This window comes from Alloalcanivorax mobilis, from assembly GCF_002864685.1.
GTDB lineage: Bacteria > Pseudomonadota > Gammaproteobacteria > Pseudomonadales > Alcanivoracaceae > Alloalcanivorax > Alloalcanivorax mobilis.
Map to the genome: position 1 here is coordinate 198,967 of NZ_NMQZ01000003.1, position 21,910 is coordinate 220,876.

Sequence of the window (21,910 nt, forward strand, 5' to 3'; positions counted from 1 at the left end):
TTATGAAACGTTTTTACGGGAAAGTCGCTGCGATTACTGGTGCCGGTTCAGGCATAGGTCGAGCGACCGCCATGCTGCTGGCTAAAAAAGGCTGCCATTTGGCTCTGTCGGACATCGACGAAAACAGTCTAAAAGACATCGCCATCGACCTGCGCGACTACCCGGTCAGAGTCACCACCCATGTTGTTAATGTAAGCCGAAGGAATGAGGTGTATCGGTATGCGGATCAATGTGTCAAGGAGCACGGACAGGTTAACTTGATAATGAACAATGCCGGCGTTGGACTCGGAGAAACCGTCGATGCCATGAGCTATGACAACTTCGAATGGCTTATGAACATTAACTTCTGGGGGGTGGTATACGGAACCAAGGCCTTTCTGCCTTACCTCAAGCAATCCGGCGACGGCCATGTGATAAACATCTCGAGCATCTTTGGCATCATTGGAGTCCCCACCCAATCAGCCTATAACGCCGCGAAATTCGCTGTTCGAGGGTTCACCGAGTCGCTGCGCGAAGAACTGGACATTGAGCGAAGCTGTGTCAGTGCAACCTGCGTGCACCCGGGCGGCGTCAAGACCAACATTGCCCGTAACAGCCGCATGGGCGATATGGGTAACATAGCCCCAGGCAGCAAGGAAGAAATTACGGAACTTTTCGATCGCATCGCACGGTCCACGCCGGAACAGGCAGCCAACGCTATCCTCCACGCGGTTCGCAAGAACCGGCGTCGCGTGTTGATAGGTAATGACGCAACGATACTGGACGCCGGCCAACGCCTGATGCCGGCGGGCTATCAGCGGCCCCTCGAAGCGCTCTTTCGAATGCGACAGGGGCGGCAAAAAATGTCTAGTCAATCATCGCAATAAGCAGGATCAAACTTCAAAAAGAGGGCCGAGTCATGGCTTTAAAGAAGAGAACTAGTGCAAAGACGTCCAATGTCCTGAACGGTGCGTCAGTGGGCATCCCTCCCCGTCACATAGACTTCCAGTTTCCGGACACAACACCAAAGTACTTCTATGCGGACAACGCTACGGCAACCACATTCTTTGCCATGCTGTCCGGGTTCTTTCCACCCGGCGAGCGCTACTTCATGGATTCGGTGCGTTATTTTCGAAGCCATGTCACCGACAAGCAGCAGCGAGCGGCCATTTCCGGATTCATGGGGCAAGAAGCCATTCATGGTCGCGAGCATGACCGCCTTAACGAATTGCTTGCCGAGAGGGGCTTCGACATGGACACTCCGGACCGCTTCGTAAAATTCGGCCTCCGCGTTCTGAAAATGTTGCCGAAGAGCACCCAGCTTGCCGCCACTACTTTCATGGAACATTTTACCGCCTTGCTTGCGGAGCAGCTATTGGAAGACGAGACGTTTCAAAGTCTGGCCGACCCGGAGATGATAAAGATATGGCAATGGCATGCTCTTGAGGAGCTTGAACACAAATCTGTTGCTTACAACGTTTACGAAATCATCGGCAATAGTCACGGTGAGCGGATCGCAGCGACGGCGGCATCCCTGGTCGTGCTCTTGCCGATGTTGGGGATCACTTGGGCATGGATGCTCGCCAAGGACGGGAAGCTGGGCAGCGTCAAGGACAATGCCGTTGGATTGAACGTACTGTTCGGTCCAAAGGGATTTGTCTCCGGGATCATACGCCGGCTTCCGGAGTTCGTTGATCGGCGTTACCATCCTGACAATCACGACACGCGGGCACTGGAAGATACGTGGCGACAACGCCTGTTCGCTGAAAACGGATCACTGTACCGAGCTTACAGAAACCGTCCCGAGGGCGACCAAGTCAAGATCGCCTAATATCCGAATTCAACCGCCTCAAAAGACCCGGGGACGGCATTAGCACTACCGTTTGGTGGCGCCAATGTCGTCTCATTTTTGATCCTGAATGATATAACCAGCCGCTTTCTCGCCGATCATCATGCTTGCCGCGTTAGTGTTGCCACTGATCAAAGAAGGCATGACGGACGCATCAGCCACGCGCAATCCTAACACGCCCCTGACTCTTAACCGATCATCCACTACAGCCAGATCATCCACCCCCATACGGCAAGTGCCCACCGGAGGATAAATAGTTTCAGCGCGCCGCCTGATATCGTCCTCAATCTGGGTATCGGTTAGCACATCGCTCGCCGGCAGATCTTCTCCTCCAAAGACCTCGGCGAAAGCTTCTGTCTGGAACACCCGCCGAGCCAGTTTGACGCCCTCTCTCAGGACGCCGAGATCGTCAGCATCGGAGAGGTAACAGGGATCGATGAGCGGGGCACTGAGAGGGTTGCTATTGGCGAGACGAATCCAACCGCGACTTTTAGGCCGCAACTGGCATACATGAATGGTGCAGCCAAAGCCTGACGTCAACTCCCTGCCATGATCGCGCAGAAATGCGGGCAGAAAATGCATCTGCACATCCGGGCGCGCCCCTTCGCCGACATTAATAAACGCCCCCGCCTCAGCCGCATTGCTGGCTAGAAAGCCGCGCCGATGGCGGAAGTACTGATAGAACGCTCGCATCAAACGCGGTAGAAAGTAAGGGGAGAAGCCAATTGACTGTTTGCTACGATCGTGAATCGAAATAGTCATATCCAGATGGTCTTGAAGATTACACCCCACCTCTGGACAGTCCACCAGACAATCAACGCCAACACTTTGTAAATGGTCACGGTCACCAATGCCTGAAAGCATCAGCAAATGGGGCGAGTTGATTGCCCCACCCGAAAGTACGACTTCCCGATTTGCCCGAACGGTGTGAGGTGAGCCGGCCGTATCGCTATACTCGACGGCTACCGCACGTCCATTTTCGATCACTACCCGGGAAACCATTGCATTAGTCAGAATGGTCAAATTACCGCGGTTCCTCGCCGGATCGAGAAACGCCCTCGCGGCGCTCCAGCGTCGCCCATCTTTTTGCGTCACTTGGAATTGGCCGAAGCCGCGCTGCGATTCACCGTTGAAATCATCGTTACGCTTTTCGCCTAGTTCTTCCCCGGCGCGAATGAACAACTCAGTCAGCGGATTAGGATCCCTGACCCGAGTGACGTTCAGCGGTCCTCCGTTACCGTGCCAGGCGTCCGGCGGATACTCCTCATTGTGCTCATGCGCGTTGAAGATGGGCCGGACATCATCCCACCCCCAACCCTTCAGCCCGCTGTCCCGCCAGGCATCGTAATCCTCAGGTTGTCCACGAATATAAACCATGGCGTTGATTGAGCTACTGCCACCGAGAGTTTTTCCACGGGGCCAATAGAGCTGCCTATTGTCAAGCGCTCGTTGAGCCACTGTTTGATAGCCCCAGTTACGCTTGCCCTCCCTGATCAAACCGATCACCCCGAACGGCACGTTCACAAACCCGCTGTTGTCGTGCGGACCCGCCTCCAGCAAGCAAACAGAGAATCGGCCGGACTCGCTTAGTCGGTTGGCCAGGACACAACCGGCGGATCCCGCTCCGACTACGATGAAATCATATTCATCCACGATCGCACTCCTCTCCGAGGGCGGCGATACGATCAAGATGGTAGTCACCATGGCCGTGTGTTAGGGAGCAGTACGTCATGAGACGAAAGTAATGGCCTATATCAAGCTCTTCGGTGACCCCGATACCGCCGTGAATCTGGATCGCCTGTTGCGCGATCTTCACCCCCTTGTCGGCGTAGTACGCCTTGGTGGCCGAACAAGCGTGTTCCCGCTCGAGCGTATCGTCTAGATCCGCTTTGACGGAAACCATGAACAGCATCGACTCCAACTGTTGAAGATCCGTGAACATATCCACAAGGTAATGTTGGATTACCTGGAAGCTGCCGATCGGCGCACCGAACTGCTTCCGCGTCTTTGCGTAATCAAGAGTGCGCTGATAAAGCGCGCTGGCGGCGCCATACATGCGCGCGCAATCGAGCGCCTGCAGCCAGGCGACCGCCTTGCTGACGGCGCGCTCCACCTTCACGCCACGAGAAAGAATCATCTCCTCGTCAATCACCACGTCATCGAACAGTACATCGGCAAGCCGGCTACCGTCCAAGCCCCGATAACGGGTCACCTCGCAGCCTTCAAGCGGCACAAGGACCAAGGTCAGCTCATCTCCAAGCATCGCCGTCGTCAGCACCCTATTCGCGCAGCCACCATCAGGAACGAAATTCTTCCGTCCAGACAATTTGCTACCGTTAATCGACAGGGACGGCTTCAAAATATTGTATCCGGCGTGATAGTCATAGAGCGCGCATGCCACTCTCTCATCATCATCGACAATGGATTGCAATACCTTCAATGCCCGCTCAGTACCCAGATACTCGAGAAGTTTTCCAGGACCGATCACCAGATCGACATAGGGATCCAGACACAAGACGGCGCCGGCTTCCCTAACAATCATCGCCACGTCGATCAGATCGCCGCCATAGCCTCCGACCGACTCAGGAAACGGCAGACCAAACCAGCCTAGCTCGCGCATCAACTCCCATCGTGATGGATCACAATGATTGAGTTGGTTGAGTTGTTGCATGTAGGTATCAAAACCATAGTGATCCTTGAGATACCGCCGCGCCGTATCGGCAACCATGGTCGTGTTATCGGAAAGATTGAATTCCATTATGACCTCTCATAAACCTAACAGCATCTTGGCAAGCACGTTCTTCTGAATCTCGTTCGATCCGCCATAAATCGTGCAGGCACGAAGAAAATTGTACCGACGAGGGGAATGATTAAAGCTTTCATTACCCACCGCTGATGAACTATCCCAGACAAGCGACATCAACCCGCCCATCTCGACCATCGCTTGGGACATTTTCTGCTGTAGCTCGGTACCCTTGATCTTGAGACCGGAAGACTCCGGTCCAAAAGGTCGGCCCTCGTCTGTCGCGGCAACGGTCCTAAAGTTGGTGTACTCCAACGCCATCAGTTCGACTTCCAGCTCGGCCACACGTCGTCGCGCCTGTTGCTTATCGATGTAATACGGAGCTTCGTCAATAGCCATCTTCATGCGCGCCAATGCATAGTGACTGTCGGCAACGCCGGCGATCGTTGTGCGCTCATGCGTTAACAAAAACTTGGCGATCGTCCACCCCATACCCTCCTTCCCCACCAGATTGTCCAGCGGCACCTTGACATCGGTGAAATACACTTCGTTGAGGTGATGGTGCCCATCAATGGTATAAATGGGACGAACCTCGATACCCGGCGTGTTCATATCTATTAGCAGGAAAGAGATGCCCTGTTGCTTCTTGGCATCGGGGTCGGTTCTGACAAGACAGAACATCATGTCCGCCCAATGCGCTTGGGTGGTCCAAATCTTCTGGCCATTGACCAGGTAATGGTCCCGTTTGCGCTCGGCGCGGGTTTTAAGGGATGCGAGGTCCGATCCGGCATTGGGCTCGGAATAACCCTGGCACCAAAGCGTCTCGCCGCTGGCTATCCCGGGCAGCCATCGCTCTTTTTGTTCCGCGGATCCGAACGTGTAGATCACAGGGCCTACCATGGCGACACCGAAGGGACTTACCGGAGGCGCCCCAGCCATGGCCCTCTCAAGATCAAAAAGATAACGTTGTGTCGCGGTCCATCCCGGACCTCCGTATTGTTCAGGCCAAGTTACCGCCAGCCAACCCTGTTTACCGAGCCGTTTCTCCCATTGCTGTTGCTGCGATTTTTCCGGCATTTCGCCAAGCGCGGAAATACGACTAATCTCTTCAGGAATATTTTCGCGCATCCATGCGCGTATCGTCTTTTGAAACTCCTGCTCTTCCTGCGTAAATTGCAAATTCATAATTTTCCTCATCCAAGCAAGTGGTTTTGACAAGAATGATAAATCAGGTAACCGATCGGCCCATCCGTTCCCAGTAGGGTGCACGCAGCTCATTCTTGAGAATCTTGCCGGCGCCACTTATCGGCAATGGCTCACTACGGAACTCGATACTACGTGGAAGTTTGTAACCGGCAATCAACTCCCGGCAATGACTCAACAGCTCGTCTTCCGTGAGCACATGGCCTTGGCGAGGCACGACGATTGCATGCACCGTTTCAACCCATTCATCGTGGGGAATCCCCACCACCGCGCATTCCTGTATCGCGGGATGACTATAGATAGCACTCTCAACTTCGACCGAGAATATATTCTCCCCACCACTGATGATCATGTCCTTGACGCGATCGACGATGAAGACAAACCCGTCTTCATCCATATAACCGAGATCACCGGTATGCAACCAGCCGTTACGCAGGGCCTCAGCGGAGGCTTCCTCCATTCCCCAATAACCCAGCATGACGTTCGGACCTCTGGCGCAGATCTCGCCAACTTCGCATCTCGGCCGCTCGGTATCATCCTTGTCAAAAATGGCAACCTCGACTCCCAGCGCGGCTCTGCCCGCGCTTCGAAGTTTGTCGCCTCCAGGCACATGGAAATCGGGTGGCAAGGCGGTGATGATGGGTGACGCCTCCGTCTGTCCATACCCTTGAGCGAACAGAGCGTCCGGCATCTGCTTCATGGCGCTGATCAATACTGACTCAGGCATGGCCGACGCTCCGTAGAGCATGCGCTTGACGCTACTTACGTCGAATTCCTTTATTCTTCCGGAGGACACCAGCAGATTGATCATCGTTGGCACGAGTAAGGCATGTGTAACTCTTTCACGCTCAATAAAAGAGAGCACATCGTCTATGTCGAAACGAGGTACGATGCCGTGCGTGCCACCAGCTAGCGTCACGGCAAAAGTGCTTGCCATATCGGCCAAATGAAACATCGGAGCCGCATGCATGTAGATCGTGCCGGACCCATAATCCATTTCCGGCACCACATTAAGCGCATTGAAGACAAGGTTGTCATGGCTCAGCATCACGCCTTTCGACCGCCCGGTGGTCCCCCCGGTATAGAACAGTCCGGCAAGCTCGCTCCCTCCTTCGCTGATATCCCGCATCGGATCGGATTCAGCGATAAGCGACTCATAGTCGACACACCCGTCCGGTAAACTACCGTCGCCCATGAAAACCACATGTTGAACGGTCTCAAGCAGCGGCCACAGTTTTGACAGCATGTCGCTGAATGCATCATCGACAAACAGGATGGACGATGCGGAATCGTTCAGACTGTACGCGATCTCCGGCGGTGCCAGGCGGATATTGACGGGGTTAAGAGCCGCGCCGGCCCATGGCACGGCGTAAAAATATTCTAGGTAGCGGTCGCTATTGAGTGACAAGATCGCGACGCGATTCCCGCTTTCCGCTCCCAAGGCGCGAAGGCCCGCGGCCAGCCGCGCAACACGATTCTCAAAAGCGCGCCATGACCGCTTTTTATCCTTGTAAATCGTGGCGATGCCGTCAGGATTTTGCTGGACCGCACGACGTAATGTTTGCGATATGATCATGGTATTCTCCCAGGTCGTTCAAAAAGCATCAGCCCCCAGTTGAAAACACTTAGCGGCTATAGATAAAGCGCCCGATTGACACAAGCGTTTTATCCAGATAAACGTCGACGGAAACGACTACGAAACGTCTTCCTGCACGGACAATACAAGGCTCGGCACGAATCGTGCCCGCAAACGCGGGCCGTAAATAATCAAAGGTCATACTACTGCATAACGGCTCTTCGACCAGATCAAGCGATTCCATCAAATAAAGAGCTGCCGTTATTTCGGCAAAACTGGCGAGAATGCCGCCATGAAAGGTGCGCAATAGAGGATTACCGATATGCTGCTCTCGAAAGCACAACCGGCAAGAGAACCCCTCATCAGAGGTCAGCGCCTCAAGACCTAGAAACTCCACAAATGGAGTATTTTCAAGCATTTCTTTTTGCGCTTTATTCAGAGCCATGTCGGCCAACCCGTCATCTGGCGATTCAAAAGCGATCGCTCTTTCATACTGTCCCCTCCCCTTTCATGGCTGAATCGAATGCAGGCCCGAGAGTACCGACGGCAAACGAACCAAATACCGTTGCCAGCAAGTTATGATCGGAATAAGCGCAACCTTGTCCGCGCACATAGGCGATATCACCTCTTACCGCGTAACACTCCACCTCGCTGTAGATTCCCTCCCCCGCGGGTACGGGGCGAATGAAATCCACACGCAGATCGATGGTCGCAATCGGACGCATGTCACCGAGTCGGGAAAATATTGCCAACCCGCAATTGGTATCCAATAGCGTGACAACAACTCCTCGGTGAAGCCCCCCGTGCCGATCGCAAAGCGCTGGACGGCAGGAGAGGCTCATGGCGGCACGCCCTTTGCCAACTTCCTCCACTTCCACGCCGAAGGCGTTGAACAAGGGATGGGACGTGCCAAAGAAGGTCTTAGCCATGGTTAAATAACGATCTGACATCGAATCGCTTCCCCCTTTCATTGGCTGGCCCACTCGGGAGCCGGTATCTCGCTCCGGGTCCGGTCGCTTTTATCTAATCAGCCCAGAGCATCTAGTGCACACTTCACATAACGCGACTCGTGTGATTTAACCCGATTAATAGCCAACTCGATATCGGCGGAAGGAAATGTCGTTGCCTCGGAAGCCATTTTCAAAACAGCCGCCAAGCCGGACCAAGCCGCTGCCGCGCCTCGCATGAGCTCCACTAACTTCGCATCTCTCACCACGGCAAGCCGTGCACTGGCCTCTTCCAAAAAATCGGCGTACAGGGTACGAAATCCGGCTCCCCCAGTACCGCGCTTTTCGATCACCTGGTAAGCAAAACGCAACGACCAGCGCCAGTTTTCGTCAGCCGCCCAATGTGACAGCCCGTCAATCCAAGTATCCAGCGCCGCGAGACCGCTAAAACGATCGCCGTTCGCCAGAGCATAGGCATTGTCAAAGATGGCCCTCCGAATACGTTCCGGAGTTACGCTGGCTTTGATAGCTTCGGGGGCAAACAGGTTTCCGTTATGAATAAAAGGGGGCGCAGTGGAGAAGCGTGCGTCGGCCAAATTAGCCGTAGATACCGCGATCAATCCCGGGCGTTCGGTATCACTGACCAACACCTCGTCCCGCTCCTCGTCATATAACCATGCCACAATGGCGTGCCCTGCAAAATGTGTGCTGCTTTGGAAGTAGGGCAAATGGAAAATGTCAGTTAACAACAGTGCGGGTCGATTTTCATTCAGCACCCGTTTGAGATCCGTATTGGCGGACCGTTGATCGCGGTAGCCGCGCCAGGAAAAGGGAATATCCAAAGTATTGAATACGTTTTCCTCGAATTCCATTGAACGCACATGGACGATGAAAGGGGTATTGGAGGCTGCAGTCTCCACATAGGTAATGCCGAGTCCGGCCCCAAGACCAAAACAGCAAGCCTCGCTCATCACCAAGCCGTGGAACTCAAGCAAGTCACGGATGGCCGAACTGCCACAGTGCCTGCCCGGCCTGTGGCAGTGACGCGCCCCGATCTTTGGCCTTACAGCCGTTTCAGACACTTCTCCGCCGACCATTCAAGCGGCCTCGCTCACCGGCTCGGTTTCATATACGGCGGCCGATGCCCGCATCGGATCACCATGCTCTCCGTACTCCTTCAACCATGCCGCGACTTTCTCCGGCATGCCCGTTTGCCAGGGGTGGAATCCCGGACGGAACCACGCAACAAACTCGGGCAACATGCGGGTCAGAATACCGCGACGACCGTAGAGCCGGTTTAGACCACGCAGCACTACCGTCGGCCGTCGCATCGCACCGTCAAGACGCAACATATTCACGAACACCGGTCCGACGACCAGGTGCACCATCAGCATGGCAACCACCAGGGCCGAAGCGCGAGTCAAATAACCCCCGCCTGCGGCGGTTCGGTATACATCGTACGCCACTGCCTTGTGCTCAACCTCTTCCACACCATGCCAGAGAAACATCGCCCGCATTACCGGATCCGCATCTCGGAACATATCCGTTTCATCCTTCAGCATCGCCTCGCCCAGAGTGGCGGTAAAATGCTCGAAAGCCGCGGTCATCGCCAGTTGATACTTTTCCGGCATGTATTTCTGTGTCGTACGAATAAAACGACGCAGGTTGCGGGTAATCTGATCGACATCGATTCCCTGCGCCTCCATCACGTCATTGAAACGATCATGGACGATACCGTGCTGGCCCTCCTGACGAATGAAATGGCGGATATCTTCACGCAAGCGCTGGTCCGTCACCTGATCCTGGAAATGGCGCACCGACTGGATAAAAAACCGCTCCCCCTCGGGAAAATGCACCGACAAGGCGTCAAAAAAACGGGTTACCACAGGATCACCACCATTCCAGTGGCGCGGCACAGAGGACACATCAAAATCTACTTTACGGGGCTGAATTGAGATTGCACTCATCAGAACCTCCTCTAGAGAACTACAGCATGAAGTATACGTTTCCAAAGATGCTATTGGTTAACCAACCAAGACTCAATAAGAATTTTTTCTTAAAGCTCGCTCATCTTTTACCGTAACAGGACACTGCCATCTGAAGCAGCAGTGCATACAAAGGGGCGTCGGGACGTCCGCGGAACTCAGGTCCGTTGTTTGATAAGGTAGTCGTGCGGTTCAAGGGAGGAGAGAGGAGGGCAACCACCGATTACGGCTGCCCGGCTTGTAACCAGATGAAGCGGGGATGTTTACAGCCGCCTCAACGTAGCTAGTCGAAGGAGCAAGTTGAACGGGCGTCCTAACGAATCCAGAAAGGGAAATCCCAGTGACGACGCTGCGTCGGAAGTCCATTCCCGACATAATGTTTGGTACCAGAGGCCGGACTTGAACCGGCACGCCCTCGCGGGCAACGGATTTTGAATCCGTCGTGTCTACCAATTTCACCACTCTGGCAAAGCGGGCGGCGAGTATATCACGCCAGACGAGAGACGCCAGATGCAGGAGGCCTCGAGTGGCCATACCGTGTCTGCGTGGCTCAGCGCACCCTCGCCAACAACCAGATGCCGGCCCCCAGACACAGGGCCGGCGGCAAGGCGGCGGCGATCAACGGCTCGGTGTGGAACACCAGCGACAGATAGCCGAAAAACTGTTGGCCATAGTGAAAGGTGAGGCCGGCGACAATGCCCGCCGCCACCCGCAGGCCCATGGTGACCTCACGCAGCGGGCCGAACACGAACGAAATGGCGATCAGCACCATGCCCATGGTGGCCACCGGCATCAACAGCTTCTGCCAGAACGACAGCATGTAGTCGGCGGTTTCCAGCCCCTGCGCCTTGAGGTAGCGCGAATAGGTCCACAGCTTGCTCATCGCCAGCCGGTTGGGGTCGAGCACCACCACACTGAGTAACTGCGGGGTCAGACTGGTGGTCCAGTCGCCGCCGGAGCGTTCGAACGTTTCGGTGCCGTTTTCGTCGAAGCGCGTGCCGTGCACTCCCTGCAGGGACCAGTGCTCACCCTGGAATACCGCGCGCTCCACGAACAGGCTTTCCGCCAGTTTGTGGTCCTCGCTGAAACGATAGCGGGTGAGGCCATAGATAACGCCATTGGGCTGGGCGGTATTGATATGGATAAACTCATCGCCCTCGCGGTGCCAGAAGCCATTTTTGCTGCTCAACGCCTCGCCTCCGGACGTCGCCAGGGAGCGATTGCTTTGCGCCACCTGCTCGGAGTATGGCGCCAAATACTCGCCCAGAGGGATCGACAGGATCATCAAAAACAGCACTGGCCGCAGCACCATCCAGCTGACCCGCAGGGTGGACACCCCGGCGGCGCGAATCACCGACAATTCACCGCTGTTGGCGAGCAGGCCCAGGCCAATCAGCGTGCCCAGCAGGATCGCCATCGGCAGGTATTCATAAAAACGGCGCGGCGAGGTGGTGACAATGAACTGCAACGCCTGGAACACCTGATAGTTACCCTTCAGGAACTCCAGCTCGTAAATAAAATTAAACAGGCTGTCCAGCGCCACGATGATCGACACCAGGGCGATGGAGGGAATCAACACCGCACGCCAGACGTAGCCTTGCAACAGCTTCATTGGCGGGTCCTCCGCTTAAACAGCCGGTCACCGTAATACAAGCCGAACACCGCGATCCCCGCCAACAGGTGAATCCATAACGTCGAGTAGAACCAGGGGTGTTCCTTGCCCGGCAGGTCAGCGATCCAACTGCGCATGGTCAGCAGCAGGCCGACGTAGAACATGTACCCCAGTACCGCCGGAATCATGCGCAGGAAACGGCCCTGCCGAGGATTCACCCTGGCAAGCGGAATGGCCGCCAGACACATGATCGGAATGGTAAGAATCAGCGACCAGCGCCACTGCAATTCGGCCTGGGCTTTGTTGGAACCGTCCTCGATCAGCTCGGCGGTGGCGCGCCCGCGCACCTCTGGCGGCCGGCTGCTGGATCGCTCGTTACCGATGCGCACGCGAGCGGTTTCAAAGGCGACCTCGCGGTAATCAGCGGCGCCGGGCTTGCCCTGGTATTGAAAGCCATCGCGCAACTCCAGGTAGCTGATGTTGTCGTCTTGCACCAGCCGCCCGGTGCGCGCCCACACGGTAAGAATGCGGCCGGCTTCGTCGTCGCCGAAGCTGGCGTCGGCGACGAACACGTTCTCCAACACGCCTTCCTCGCGATTAAGACTCTCGGCGTAGGTGGCGCGCTGGGACTCGCCGTCGCCTTTGACATGGAACCGCCCCGGCGTGAGCAGCTCAAGCACCGACCGGCCTTTTTGCTCCTCGAAGATGCGGTTCACCTCGGCGTCGCCCTTGGGCGTCACGTACAGAGAAAACAGCGCCACCACCGCCATCGCCACCAGCACTGGCGCGATCAGCGAACGGATCACCCGCGCGTTGCCCTGGCCGCCGGCGTGCAGCACCACCATTTCGTTGTCCATGTGCATGCGCCCCAGCACCAGCAGCAAGGCGATGTACAGGCTCAATGGCAGAATCATCTGCAGGAATTCCGGCAACCGGAACGCCATCACCATGAACAACGCATCCGCGGCGATCTGCCCGGCGGCAGCTTCGGCCAGATACTTGATAAAGCGACCACTGACCAGCACCATCACAAGAATGAAGGTGACCATCACCGTGGTCATGAATACCTGTCGATTAATGTAGCGGTGTAATATCAACGTCGGTCCCGCAACGAATCCAGCCTCGCAATGCGCGGCATTGTAACCCAGGAGAGAGCATGGAGTACGCAATTAGCCATACGGCCCTGCCGAAACTGAAAGCGGATTGCCTGATAATCCCATTGAGCAGCGCGTCATCCCTGCCGGAGAGTCTGCCCGATGAGACACGCGAAACGGTGGAGGCGTTCATCAAAGCCGGCGATTTTTCCGGCAACAAGGGCCAGATGGCATGGTTGCACCAGCCCGCCGGGGTGGCCGCCAGCCGCCTTCTGCTGGTCGGCTGCGGCGACAAAACGGAGCTCGATGGCCTGACCTTTCTTAAGCTGCTCGGGCGCGTCAGCAAAACCTTGCAGGGCGGCCCGGCCAAGCACGCCGTATGGCTGCTCGACACCCTGACGGTGAACAAGGATCTGCAATGGCAGGTTCGTGAAGGCACCCGGGTCACCGAAGAAGCCGCTTACCGATTCGATCTCTACCGCAGCAAGACCCCGAAGGCGGCCAGCCTGAAAAAGTGGACGTTCTGGCACCAGGCCGGTGACGCCGGCCTGAAAAAAGCCAGCAAGGTGGGCAAAGCGGTGGCCGCCGGCTCGGCGCTGGCGCGCGATCTGGGCAACCTGCCCCCCAACGATTGCTACCCGGAATATCTGGCCGGGCGCGCCCGTGAACTGGGCCGTGAATACGAAAAGCTGTCGGTGAAGATCATCAGCCAGGCCCAGGCGGAAAAGATGGGCATGGGCGCCTTCCACGCCGTCGCCAAGGGCAGCACCCGTGAGGGCTGCCTGATCGTGATGGAATACAAGGGCGCCAGCGGCGCGCCGGTGTCGCTGGTCGGCAAGGGCATTACCTTCGATACCGGGGGCATTTCCCTGAAGCCCGGCGCCAATATGGACGAAATGAAATACGACATGGGCGGCGCCGCCAGCGTGTTTGGCAGCGTCAAAACGGTGTGCGAATTGAAACTGCCGATTCACCTGGTGGCGGTGGTGGCGGCGGCGGAAAACATGCCCGATGGCGGCGCCACCCGCCCCGGCGATATCGTCAAAACGCTGTCCGGACAGACCGTGGAGATTCTCAATACCGACGCCGAGGGCCGTCTGGTGCTGTGCGACGCGCTCACCTATGTGCAGCAAAAACACAAGCCGCACACGGTGATCGACATCGCCACCCTGACCGGCGCCTGCGTGGTCGCCTTGGGTTCCCACGCCCAGGCGGTGTACAGCAACAATGACGAACTCGGCGAAGCACTGCTGGAAGCCGGCCGTACCACCGGCGATCGAGGCTGGCCAATGCCGCTCTGGGAAGACTATCAAAGCCAGCTGGACAGCCCGTTCGCCGACATGCAGAACATCGGCGGCCCCAAGGGGGGCTCGATCACCGCCGCCTGCTTTTTGCACCGCTTCGCCCGTGACGTGAAGTGGGCGCATCTGGACATCGCCGGCACCGCCTGGACCAGCGGCGGCAAGGAAAAGGGCGCCTCGGGGCGGCCGGTGCCGATGCTGACCCGCTATCTGATCAACCTGGCGGAGCAGGGCTGACAGGCGACACGCGATACGCAAGCACGCCACCGGGCCCGGCCCACAGCGTGCTTGCGTGCCAGCGTGATGCGTGCCAGCGTCGACCCCGATGACCGAAATCCTGTTTTATATCACCGAGCAAGCCGGCGAAGGGGTGCGCGATGCCCTGGCCTGGCGTATCGCCGACAAAGCCTGGCGCCAGGGGCGCCAGGTCTACGTGCATTGCGAGAACGAACAGCACAGCCATCATCTTGATGCGCTGTTCTGGAGCCGGCCGGCCACCGGTTTCCTGCCCCACGGCCTGGCCGGCCAGGCGGCGCCGGTGGTGCTTGGCCACGGCGACAACCCCGGCGAACACCACGATGTGATGATCAACCTCAACCCACGGGTGCCGGACTTCGCCACCCGTTTTCAGCGCGTGGCGGAAATGATCACCGGCGACGCGCCGCTGCGTGAAGCGGGCCGCGAGCGCTTTCGCTTTTACCGGGAGCGCGGGTTCGATATCCGCACCCACAAGCTCGACGATCACGGCTGAAGGCGGCGCGCCCGCTCTCCTCCTGCGGTATACTCCGCCTCTCATTTTTTGCGGCAACAGACACAGCGGACATCATGGATAAAACCTACCAACCCGAGCGTATTGAGCAGTCCTGGTACCAGAGCTGGGAAAAAGCGGGCTATTTCCGCCCCTCCGGCCAGGGCGACCCCTTCGCCATCATGATCCCGCCGCCCAATGTGACCGGCAGCCTGCACATGGGCCACGCCTTCCAGGACACCATCATGGACACCCTGGTGCGCTACCGCCGCATGCAAGGGCGCAATACCCTCTGGCAGGTAGGCACCGATCACGCCGGCATCGCCACTCAGATGGTGGTCGAGCGCCGGCTTGCCGCCGAGGGCAGCAACCGCCATCAGCTGGGCCGCGATCGCTTTATCGAAAAAGTGTGGGAATGGAAAGCGGAGTCCGGCGGCACCATTACCCGCCAGCTACGGCGCATGGGCGCCAGCGCGGACTGGTCCCGCGAGCGTTTCACCATGGACGACGGCCTCTCCAACGCGGTGCGCGAGGTGTTCGTGCGACTGCACCAGGAGGGGCTGATTTACCGGGGCAAACGGCTGGTTAACTGGGACCCGGCGTTGCACACGGCGATTTCGGATCTGGAAGTGGAAAATCGCGAAGAACAGGGCCACATGTGGCACTTCCGCTATCCGCTTTCGGACGGCTCGGGGCACCTGGTGGTGGCCACCACGCGGCCAGAAACCATGCTCGGCGACACCGCCGTGGCCGTGCACCCCGACGACCCGCGCTACAAGGATCTGATTGGCCAGAGCATTCGTCTGCCCCTGACCGATCGTGATATCCCGATCATCGCCGACGACTACGTGGATCCGGATTTCGGTTCCGGCTGCGTGAAGATCACCCCGGCGCACGACTTCAACGATTACGAAGTCGGCAAACGCCACGATCTGCCGATGATCAATATTCTTACCATCGATGCCCAGCTCAACGATGAAGTCCCCGAGCCCTATCGCGGCCTGGACCGTTACGACGCGCGCAAAAAAGTGATCGACGACCTGGATGCCCTGGGCCTGCTGGAAAAGGTGCAGGATCACACCCTGCAAGTACCCCGAGGTGACCGCTCCGGCGTGGTGATCGAACCCTACCTCACCGATCAATGGTTCGTGGCCGTGGAAAGCCTGGCGAAGCCGGCCATCGAGGCGGTGGAAAACGGCAGCATCCAGTTCGTGCCGAAGAACTACGAGAACATGTACTTTTCGTGGATGCGCGACCTGCAGGACTGGTGCATTTCCCGGCAACTCTGGTGGGGCCACCGGATTCCCGCCTGGTACGACGAAAACGGCAACGTCTACGTGGGCCGTGACGAGGACGAAGTGCGCCGGAGCCACAATTTGGGCGACATTCCGCTGAGCCAGGATGAAGACGTGCTCGACACCTGGTTCAGCTCCGCCCTGTGGACCTTCTCCACCCTGGGCTGGCCGGAACAAACCGATGAGCTGAAGACCTTCCACCCTTCCGACGTGCTGGTCACCGGCTTCGACATCATCTTCTTCTGGGTCGCCCGGATGATCATGATGACGCTCAAATTCACCGGCGAAGTGCCCTTCAAGAAGGTCTACGTGCACGGCCTGGTGCGCGATGCCGAAGGGCAGAAAATGTCCAAGTCCAAGGGCAATGTGCTTGATCCGCTGGATCTGATCGACGGCATCGAGCTGGACACCCTGGTGGACAAGCGCACCCGGGGGCTGATGCAGCCTCAGAAAGAAAAGCAGATCGCCAAGCGCACCCGTAAGGAATTCCCCGACGGCATCAACAGCTACGGCACCGACGCGCTGCGTTTCACCTTTTTGTCGCTCGCCTCCACCGGCCGCGATATCAAATGGGACATGGGCCGAATCGAGGGCTACCGCAACTTTTGCAACAAGATCTGGAACGCTGCCCGTTATGTGCTGATGAACACCGAAGGCCAGGACTGTGGTCTGGACGGCGAAATGACGTTGTCACTGGCGGACCGCTGGATCGTCAGCGCCCTGCAGCGCACCGAAAAAGAAGTCACCGAAGCGCTGGATCAATTCCGCTTCGACGTGGCCTCCCAGGCCGCCTACGAGTTCATCTGGAACGAGTACTGCGACTGGTATCTGGAGTTGTCCAAACCGGTGCTCTATGGCGACGACTACAGCGAAGCGGAGAAACGCGGCACCCGCCGTACCCTGGTGCGAGTATTGGAAGCAGTGCTGCGTCTGGCGCACCCGTTCATGCCGTTCATCACCGAGGAAATCTGGCAAAAGGTCGCGCCTCTGGCCGGCAAAACGACGGGTAAGGAGCACGACACCATCATGTGCCAGCCCTACCCCGCCGGCGAATCGGACCGCCTGGACACCGACGCGGAACGGGACATCGAGTGGATCAAGGCGGTGATCACCGCGATCCGCAATATCCGTGGCGAGATGCGCATTCCCCCCGGCAAGGATCTGGACGTGTTCCTGCACAATGGCAAACAGGCCGACCACCAGCGCCTTGATGCCAACCATAATTTTCTCTGCCGCCTGGCCCGCCTCAACAGCCTGCGCTGGCTGAACCCGGAAGACTCGGCGCCCGCCTCCGCCACCGGTCTGGTGGGCGATATGGAAATTCTGGTGCCGATGGCCGGCTTGATCGACAAGAACGCGGAGATCGAACGACTCGGCAAGGAAATCGACAAACTGCGCAATGAGGTAACCCGGGGCGACGCCAAACTGCGCAACCCCAACTTCGTCGATAAAGCGCCGCAAGAAGTGGTCGCCAAGGAGCGCGCGAAACTGGACGACTACCGCTCCCAGCAGGCACGCCTGGAAGAGCAGTTGGAGAAGATCAAGTACCTGTAATCGCCTCGCCGGCGCGGCAAGGAGGGCGCTCTGAAGGGCCCCGCCGATCCGCGCCGGTACGGCAATACGCCCTCGCACCGCTTTTCCGGTCTGGCCTGTCAGTGGGAACGCTGTGACGCCGCTCCGATGGCGGTGTCTTTGGGCAACCCAACGCGCCTTCACGGCGTTCGCGTTGCGCTTTCCTCCCCGGGCCCTATTCTAAGGGTGATCACCTGATCGCTGGCGCCGCCAGCGGGCCGCCCGCGGCCGGTCATTTGTTTTTCCGACAAGGAGAACCCATGCGTGTTGTTATTGCCTTGTGCGCCGTGTTAACGGCCTTCGCCAGCGTCACTCAAGCGGCCACCCCGGCGAGCCTGGAACAGGTTATTCAGAGCCCCCATCGCCAGGCCGGGGAACTGCTGCGTGACCAGTATCGGCATCCCAAGCAAACCCTGGAGTTCTTTCAGGTGCGGCCGGAAATGACGGTGGTGGAGATATGGCCCGGCGCCGGCGGCTGGTACACCTCGATCCTGGCGCCGTGGCTGCGTGACCGCGGCACGCTGTACGCGGCCCAGTTCCCGGCGGACAGCAAGGTGGCGTTTTTTCGCCGTTCACGGGCGGCCTTCGAGAAGAAACTGGCGACCCAGCCAGAGCTTTATGATCAGGTCAAGGTCACGGCGCTGGAAGCGCCTGAGCACCTGGACATCGCGCCAGCGGGCAGCGTCGACCGGGTGTTGACCTTCCGCAACGTGCACAACTGGGCCCAGGCGGGCGTCACCGATGCCGTGTTCACCAGTTTCTATAAAGCGCTCAAACCAGGTGGCCTACTCGGCGTGGTGGAACACCGGGCCCCCGCCGGCCGGCCGTTGGAAGAGCAGCTTGAAAGCGGCTACATGACCGAAACCTATGTGATCGAAGCGGCGGAAAAAGCCGGCTTTGTTCTCGATGGCAACAGCCCCGTGAACGCCAATCCCCGTGATACCGCCGAACATGCGCAGGGCGTATGGACACTGCCGCCCACATTGCGGCGGGGAGATCAGGATCGGGAGAAATACATGAACATCGGCGAGAGCGACCGCATGACCCTGCGTTTCCGCAAGCCGGGGCAATAGCGCCGACGTCTTCTCAGGATGCCGGCTTTTCCAGAAAGCCCGGGCTGGCTTCGTTGCCCAGGATCGCCGCCTCGGCGATACCGATCATGACACGCTGACACTGCTCCAGCCGTTCCTGTGAAAACTCGCCGTTTTCGAAGATATACAGCGAATAGTTTTCCAGTGTCCAGAGCATGGTGCGCATCACCAGCGGATCCAGCTCGCGCCCGGTCAGGCGGCTGATCTCCGCGGTGACCACGTCGGCGGCAATCTGCTGGGCGCGCACGCGATGTGGCGCCAGCGCCGACGCCGAGGAGCGGGCTTCCTCCATCATCAGTTTGATCACCGGCCCCATGCTGACGTGGTAGTTGAAATACACACGGGTAGTGTTGGTGATGATCTGTTTGACCGACAGCGCCTGCCGCATTTCCTGGTGAAAATGCAGCAGCATGTTGTCGACAAAGATGCGATAAATGCTTTCCAGCACATCCATCTTGTTGCGAAAGTATTTATAGAACGTCCGCCGGGAGACGTTGGCGGCGTCCAGCAGATGCTGCACGGTGGTTCTGGCCAGGCCCCGCAAAGCGAATACCTGCACGGAATGAATCAGGATTTCCGCGCGCGCCTGGGAGCGCTGCTCGCCCTCTTCTTCGGCGTGCGCCTCAAGCACCTGATTTACGACCTGCCGGATGGCATCCAGGTCTTCACTGGAACGCTGCACTCGCTTTATCCCCTGATTTTGTTTACCCGGCAGCTAGCTTACCCAAGGACGGCCTTCCAAGTAAACAGTGAGTCTATCAGGCGGGCAGAGCCGGCCCGGCCCCGGGATTGGCGCCCGCCCGGCGCCCCAACCGGCGTTTCCAGATCTTTTCATGAAAATGGTACGCGACGGTGTTGACGCACGGCTCCACCAGCGCGGTGGCGCCGCCGATCCGCCAATCGCCGGTCATTGCCCACACCACCAAAAAGGCCACACTGATGTGCATGGCGCCAAAACTGAACGTCTTCAGCACTCCGGAATCGACCGTCTTCAACATGGGAACCTCCTGCGTCATTACCCAACATTAATGGTTCTCATTTGATAGCGAAAAGGAATAGATTCTATTTCGCGGAAAGCAAAAAACTATTGCGGAATTCTGGCGGTTAACTTTTGTTAATTGGCTCGCGGGCACCGGTGCTGGGGCGCAAATATCCTTACTCTACGATCTGATGATCACACTGAACTCTTGATAACGGACGGGACGACATGGATCGCAAAGCGCTGTTGATTCTGCATGGCAAACAGGCCGGTAACGAGGATATCCGCGAAGCCGTGATGGCGCGCCGGGAAGACGGCTGGGATCTGGCGGTGAGGGTGACCTGGGAAGACGGCGATGCCGAGCGTTACGTCAGGGAAGCGCTGTCGCTCGGTTACGCGACCCTGATCGCCGCCGGCGGCGACGGCTCGGTGCGGGACATCACCCAGGCGCTGATGGAATCCGGGGAATCCGGCCTGGCCCTGGCCATCGTGCCGTTGGGCACCGCCAACGATCTGGCCACCGCGGCGGGCATCCCCGAAGCGCCCGCCGACGCCCTCGCCCTGCTCGACCGGCCCGCCGCCCCGGTGGATGTGATTCAGGCCAACGACAGCTACTTCCTGAACATGGCCACCGGCGGCTTTGGCACCGAAGTCACCTCGGAAACCTCGGAAGACTTGAAGAGCGTGCTCGGTGGCGCCGCCTATCTGCTCACCGGCCTGACCCGCTTCGCCGAAGTGCGCCCCGCCAAGGGCACCTTCAAGGGCCCTGATTTCGAATGGCAGGGGGAATTTCTCGCCCTCGGAGTGGGCAACGGCCGCCAGGCCGGTGGTGGCCAGCGCCTGTGTCCGGAGGCGAAACTCGACGACGGCCTGATGGACGTGGCCATTCTGCCCGCCGAAATGGACCTGCTCGCCGGGGTGAAAAAGCTGTTCAACAATGGTGGCGTCGCTGACAACGAAGGGCTGTTCGTGCGTGCCCGCCTTAGTGAGTTGACCATCACCACCCCTGAGCCCATGCACCTGAATCTGGACGGTGAACCCTTGAAAGACACCGAGTTCACTCTTCGGCTGCACCCTCACGCGATTGCCCTGCACCTGCCCGAAGATTGCCCACTCACCGGCGACGCGGACTAACCCCGCTCTTCACCGTTTGCTTTGCTGTTCAGCGCCTTGAGTTGAACGTTCAGCGCGTTGGTGGAAATCAACACCTCCCACAGGGAATACAGCAGCGATATCGAGAGCGTGATCAGGCTGGCTCCAAACAGCACCACCCCCGGCATCTCCAGGTGCAGGTAGAGCGCGAACATGGAGAGCGTGCAGAGCAGAAAGCTCAGCACGCCCGCCACTTGCATTCTCTGCGTCAACACCACCCTCCGATTGAGCATTTCTATCTGCAGCGTCGCCACTTCCTGATGGCCGGCTTTCTCCTCATCGGCCAGCTTGCGGATCAACTGGGCCAGCACCAGGAAGCGGTTGGTGTAGGCGAGCAGCAGCAGTGAGATGGCGGGGAACAGTAGGGCTGGCGTGGTGAGGGTCATGGCGGGCTCGTGGCGGTGGAGAGGTTGACTGTACCGGAAAGTGGTTGGGGTGGGGAGGTGGGTTGGGGGGTTGGTTTGGTTTGTTTAGGGAGGTTTCTGGGATTGGGTTGGGGTGTAGAGGGGTTTCTGGGATTGGGTGTAAAAGGGCAGGCTGGCGGAGGCGAGGTGTGTGTTTATTTTGTAGGAGCAGGCCCAGCCAGCGACGATTTTGATTTTGCGGGGTGGGGGGGGGTGGGCTTTATCTGAGGGCTCTGGGATTGGGTTAGGGGGTAGAAGGGTTTCTGGGATTGGTTGGGTCTGGGGTTTGGGGTTTGGGGCTTGAGGCTTGAGGCTTTTGGCTTGTGGCTTTTGGCTTGTGGCTTGTAGCTCATGAGCGTAGGCGCGAATGCAAGGGGGAT

At 58.1% G+C, this 21,910-nt stretch carries 20 protein-coding genes and 1 tRNA gene; 7 read left to right on the forward strand and 14 right to left on the reverse strand.

The genetic code is table 11. The features are described from left to right. Positions 1 to 2 precede the first annotated feature (2 nt). Complete coding sequence (locus CGS25_RS03645; RefSeq protein WP_080530901.1) at positions 3 to 866, forward strand: SDR family NAD(P)-dependent oxidoreductase; 864 nt, start codon at positions 3 to 5, stop codon at positions 864 to 866. Between the two features lie 32 nt (positions 867 to 898). Next, positions 899 to 1,810: a metal-dependent hydrolase gene (locus tag CGS25_RS03650; protein WP_089033109.1), complete on the forward strand. Its 912-nt coding sequence runs from the start codon at positions 899 to 901 to the stop codon at positions 1,808 to 1,810. Between the two features lie 72 nt (positions 1,811 to 1,882). Here the strand turns inward: CGS25_RS03650 and CGS25_RS03655 are convergent, their stop codons facing one another. From CGS25_RS03655 to lptF, 11 genes are all read right to left on the reverse strand, one after another. After that, positions 1,883 to 3,481, reverse strand: coding sequence for a GMC family oxidoreductase (locus tag CGS25_RS03655; RefSeq protein ID WP_101674618.1), 1,599 nt, complete (start codon positions 3,479 to 3,481; stop codon positions 1,883 to 1,885). Then, the gene (locus CGS25_RS03660) at positions 3,474 to 4,586 is read right to left on the reverse strand and encodes an acyl-CoA dehydrogenase family protein (protein WP_101674619.1); all 1,113 of its coding nucleotides are present in this window, start codon (positions 4,584 to 4,586) and stop codon (positions 3,474 to 3,476) included. The genes CGS25_RS03655 and CGS25_RS03660 overlap by 8 nt, the downstream gene beginning before the upstream one ends. Positions 4,587 to 4,595: 9 nt before the next feature. Further along, entirely contained in the window at positions 4,596 to 5,756 is a 1,161-nt protein-coding gene (locus CGS25_RS03665; RefSeq protein WP_089033112.1) for an acyl-CoA dehydrogenase family protein, read from the reverse strand. 43 nt (positions 5,757 to 5,799) lie between these two features. After that, positions 5,800 to 7,350, reverse strand: a complete 1,551-nt coding sequence (locus CGS25_RS03670) for a long-chain-fatty-acid--CoA ligase (RefSeq protein ID WP_089033113.1) — start codon at positions 7,348 to 7,350, stop codon at positions 5,800 to 5,802. A 49-nt stretch (positions 7,351 to 7,399) separates the two neighbouring features. Continuing rightward, positions 7,400 to 7,795 carry a PaaI family thioesterase gene (locus CGS25_RS03675; protein ID WP_089034576.1) on the reverse strand — a complete coding sequence of 132 codons (396 nt, stop codon included), beginning with the start codon at positions 7,793 to 7,795 and terminating at the stop codon, positions 7,400 to 7,402. 43 nt (positions 7,796 to 7,838) lie between these two features. Next, entirely contained in the window at positions 7,839 to 8,300 is a 462-nt protein-coding gene (locus CGS25_RS03680; RefSeq protein ID WP_198588682.1) for a PaaI family thioesterase, read from the reverse strand. Positions 8,301 to 8,377: 77 nt separating this feature from the next. Further along, positions 8,378 to 9,394 (reverse strand): BtrH N-terminal domain-containing protein, encoded by a 1,017-nt coding sequence (locus tag CGS25_RS03685; protein WP_198588683.1) that lies wholly within the window; start codon positions 9,392 to 9,394, stop codon positions 8,378 to 8,380. Next, positions 9,395 to 10,264 carry a metal-dependent hydrolase gene (locus CGS25_RS03690; RefSeq protein WP_067608685.1) on the reverse strand — a complete coding sequence of 290 codons (870 nt, stop codon included), beginning with the start codon at positions 10,262 to 10,264 and terminating at the stop codon, positions 9,395 to 9,397. It lies immediately after the preceding gene. 399 nt (positions 10,265 to 10,663) lie between these two features. After that, positions 10,664 to 10,750: transfer RNA gene (locus CGS25_RS03695), tRNA-Leu, on the reverse strand. A gap of 82 nt (positions 10,751 to 10,832) precedes the next feature. Next, the gene (lptG, locus tag CGS25_RS03700; RefSeq protein WP_089033114.1) at positions 10,833 to 11,894 is read right to left on the reverse strand and encodes an LPS export ABC transporter permease LptG; all 1,062 of its coding nucleotides are present in this window, start codon (positions 11,892 to 11,894) and stop codon (positions 10,833 to 10,835) included. Next, on the reverse strand, positions 11,891 to 13,063 hold the full coding sequence (lptF, locus tag CGS25_RS03705) for an LPS export ABC transporter permease LptF (protein ID WP_269800680.1): 1,173 nt from the start codon (positions 13,061 to 13,063) through the stop codon (positions 11,891 to 11,893). Before lptF ends, lptG begins: the two co-directional genes overlap by 4 nt. Here lptF and CGS25_RS03710 point away from each other — a divergent pair. From CGS25_RS03710 to CGS25_RS03725, 4 genes are all read left to right on the forward strand, one after another. Next, on the forward strand, positions 13,051 to 14,526 hold the full coding sequence (locus CGS25_RS03710; RefSeq protein ID WP_101674621.1) for a leucyl aminopeptidase: 1,476 nt from the start codon (positions 13,051 to 13,053) through the stop codon (positions 14,524 to 14,526). The genes lptF and CGS25_RS03710 overlap by 13 nt on opposite strands. Positions 14,527 to 14,614: 88 nt before the next feature. Then, positions 14,615 to 15,040, forward strand: coding sequence for a DNA polymerase III subunit chi (locus CGS25_RS03715; protein WP_089033117.1), 426 nt, complete (start codon positions 14,615 to 14,617; stop codon positions 15,038 to 15,040). Positions 15,041 to 15,114: 74 nt separating this feature from the next. Beyond that, a complete protein-coding gene (locus CGS25_RS03720; RefSeq protein ID WP_101674622.1) occupies positions 15,115 to 17,886 on the forward strand; it encodes a valine--tRNA ligase in 2,772 nt (923 codons plus the stop codon). A gap of 278 nt (positions 17,887 to 18,164) precedes the next feature. Continuing rightward, on the forward strand, positions 18,165 to 18,977 hold the full coding sequence (locus tag CGS25_RS03725; RefSeq protein WP_101674623.1) for a class I SAM-dependent methyltransferase: 813 nt from the start codon (positions 18,165 to 18,167) through the stop codon (positions 18,975 to 18,977). Between the two features lie 13 nt (positions 18,978 to 18,990). Here CGS25_RS03725 and CGS25_RS03730 read toward each other — a convergent pair whose 3' ends face one another. Together CGS25_RS03730 and CGS25_RS03735 are read right to left on the reverse strand one after the other, a co-directional pair. Further along, a complete protein-coding gene (locus CGS25_RS03730) occupies positions 18,991 to 19,677 on the reverse strand; it encodes a TetR/AcrR family transcriptional regulator (protein ID WP_089033120.1) in 687 nt (228 codons plus the stop codon). A gap of 76 nt (positions 19,678 to 19,753) precedes the next feature. After that, complete coding sequence (locus tag CGS25_RS03735; RefSeq protein WP_089034580.1) at positions 19,754 to 19,969, reverse strand: DUF2061 domain-containing protein; 216 nt, start codon at positions 19,967 to 19,969, stop codon at positions 19,754 to 19,756. 233 nt (positions 19,970 to 20,202) lie between these two features. Here CGS25_RS03735 and yegS point away from each other — a divergent pair, with 233 nt between their 5' ends. Continuing rightward, positions 20,203 to 21,108, forward strand: coding sequence for a lipid kinase YegS (yegS, locus tag CGS25_RS03740; RefSeq protein WP_101674624.1), 906 nt, complete (start codon positions 20,203 to 20,205; stop codon positions 21,106 to 21,108). On the opposite strand, the gene CGS25_RS03745 is transcribed toward yegS, so the two are convergent. After that, entirely contained in the window at positions 21,105 to 21,512 is a 408-nt protein-coding gene (locus CGS25_RS03745; RefSeq protein ID WP_101674625.1) for a DUF2721 domain-containing protein, read from the reverse strand. The two genes, yegS and CGS25_RS03745, sit on opposite strands and share 4 nt — an antisense overlap. Between the last annotated feature and the right edge of the window lie 398 nt (positions 21,513 to 21,910).

Bases quoted from the DNA above. Each gene is read 5' to 3' on its own strand.
- CGS25_RS03645 (WP_080530901.1), top strand. From the start codon at position 3: ATGAAACGTTTTTACGGGAAAGTCGCTGCGATTACTGGTGCCGGTTCA.
- CGS25_RS03650 (WP_089033109.1), top strand. From the start codon at position 899: ATGGCTTTAAAGAAGAGAACTAGTGCAAAGACGTCCAATGTCCTGAAC.
- CGS25_RS03660 (WP_101674619.1), bottom strand. From the start codon at position 4,586: ATGGAATTCAATCTTTCCGATAACACGACCATGGTTGCCGATACGGCG.
- CGS25_RS03665 (WP_089033112.1), bottom strand. From the start codon at position 5,756: ATGAATTTGCAATTTACGCAGGAAGAGCAGGAGTTTCAAAAGACGATA.
- CGS25_RS03670 (WP_089033113.1), bottom strand. From the start codon at position 7,350: ATGATCATATCGCAAACATTACGTCGTGCGGTCCAGCAAAATCCTGAC.
- CGS25_RS03675 (WP_089034576.1), bottom strand. From the start codon at position 7,795: ATGGCTCTGAATAAAGCGCAAAAAGAAATGCTTGAAAATACTCCATTT.
- CGS25_RS03680 (WP_198588682.1), bottom strand. From the start codon at position 8,300: ATGTCAGATCGTTATTTAACCATGGCTAAGACCTTCTTTGGCACGTCC.
- CGS25_RS03685 (WP_198588683.1), bottom strand. From the start codon at position 9,394: ATGGTCGGCGGAGAAGTGTCTGAAACGGCTGTAAGGCCAAAGATCGGG.
- CGS25_RS03690 (WP_067608685.1), bottom strand. From the start codon at position 10,264: ATGAGTGCAATCTCAATTCAGCCCCGTAAAGTAGATTTTGATGTGTCC.
- lptG (WP_089033114.1), bottom strand. From the start codon at position 11,894: ATGAAGCTGTTGCAAGGCTACGTCTGGCGTGCGGTGTTGATTCCCTCC.
- CGS25_RS03710 (WP_101674621.1), top strand. From the start codon at position 13,051: ATGGAGTACGCAATTAGCCATACGGCCCTGCCGAAACTGAAAGCGGAT.
- CGS25_RS03715 (WP_089033117.1), top strand. From the start codon at position 14,615: ATGACCGAAATCCTGTTTTATATCACCGAGCAAGCCGGCGAAGGGGTG.
- CGS25_RS03720 (WP_101674622.1), top strand. From the start codon at position 15,115: ATGGATAAAACCTACCAACCCGAGCGTATTGAGCAGTCCTGGTACCAG.
- CGS25_RS03725 (WP_101674623.1), top strand. From the start codon at position 18,165: ATGCGTGTTGTTATTGCCTTGTGCGCCGTGTTAACGGCCTTCGCCAGC.
- yegS (WP_101674624.1), top strand. From the start codon at position 20,203: ATGGATCGCAAAGCGCTGTTGATTCTGCATGGCAAACAGGCCGGTAAC.
- CGS25_RS03745 (WP_101674625.1), bottom strand. From the start codon at position 21,512: ATGACCCTCACCACGCCAGCCCTACTGTTCCCCGCCATCTCACTGCTG.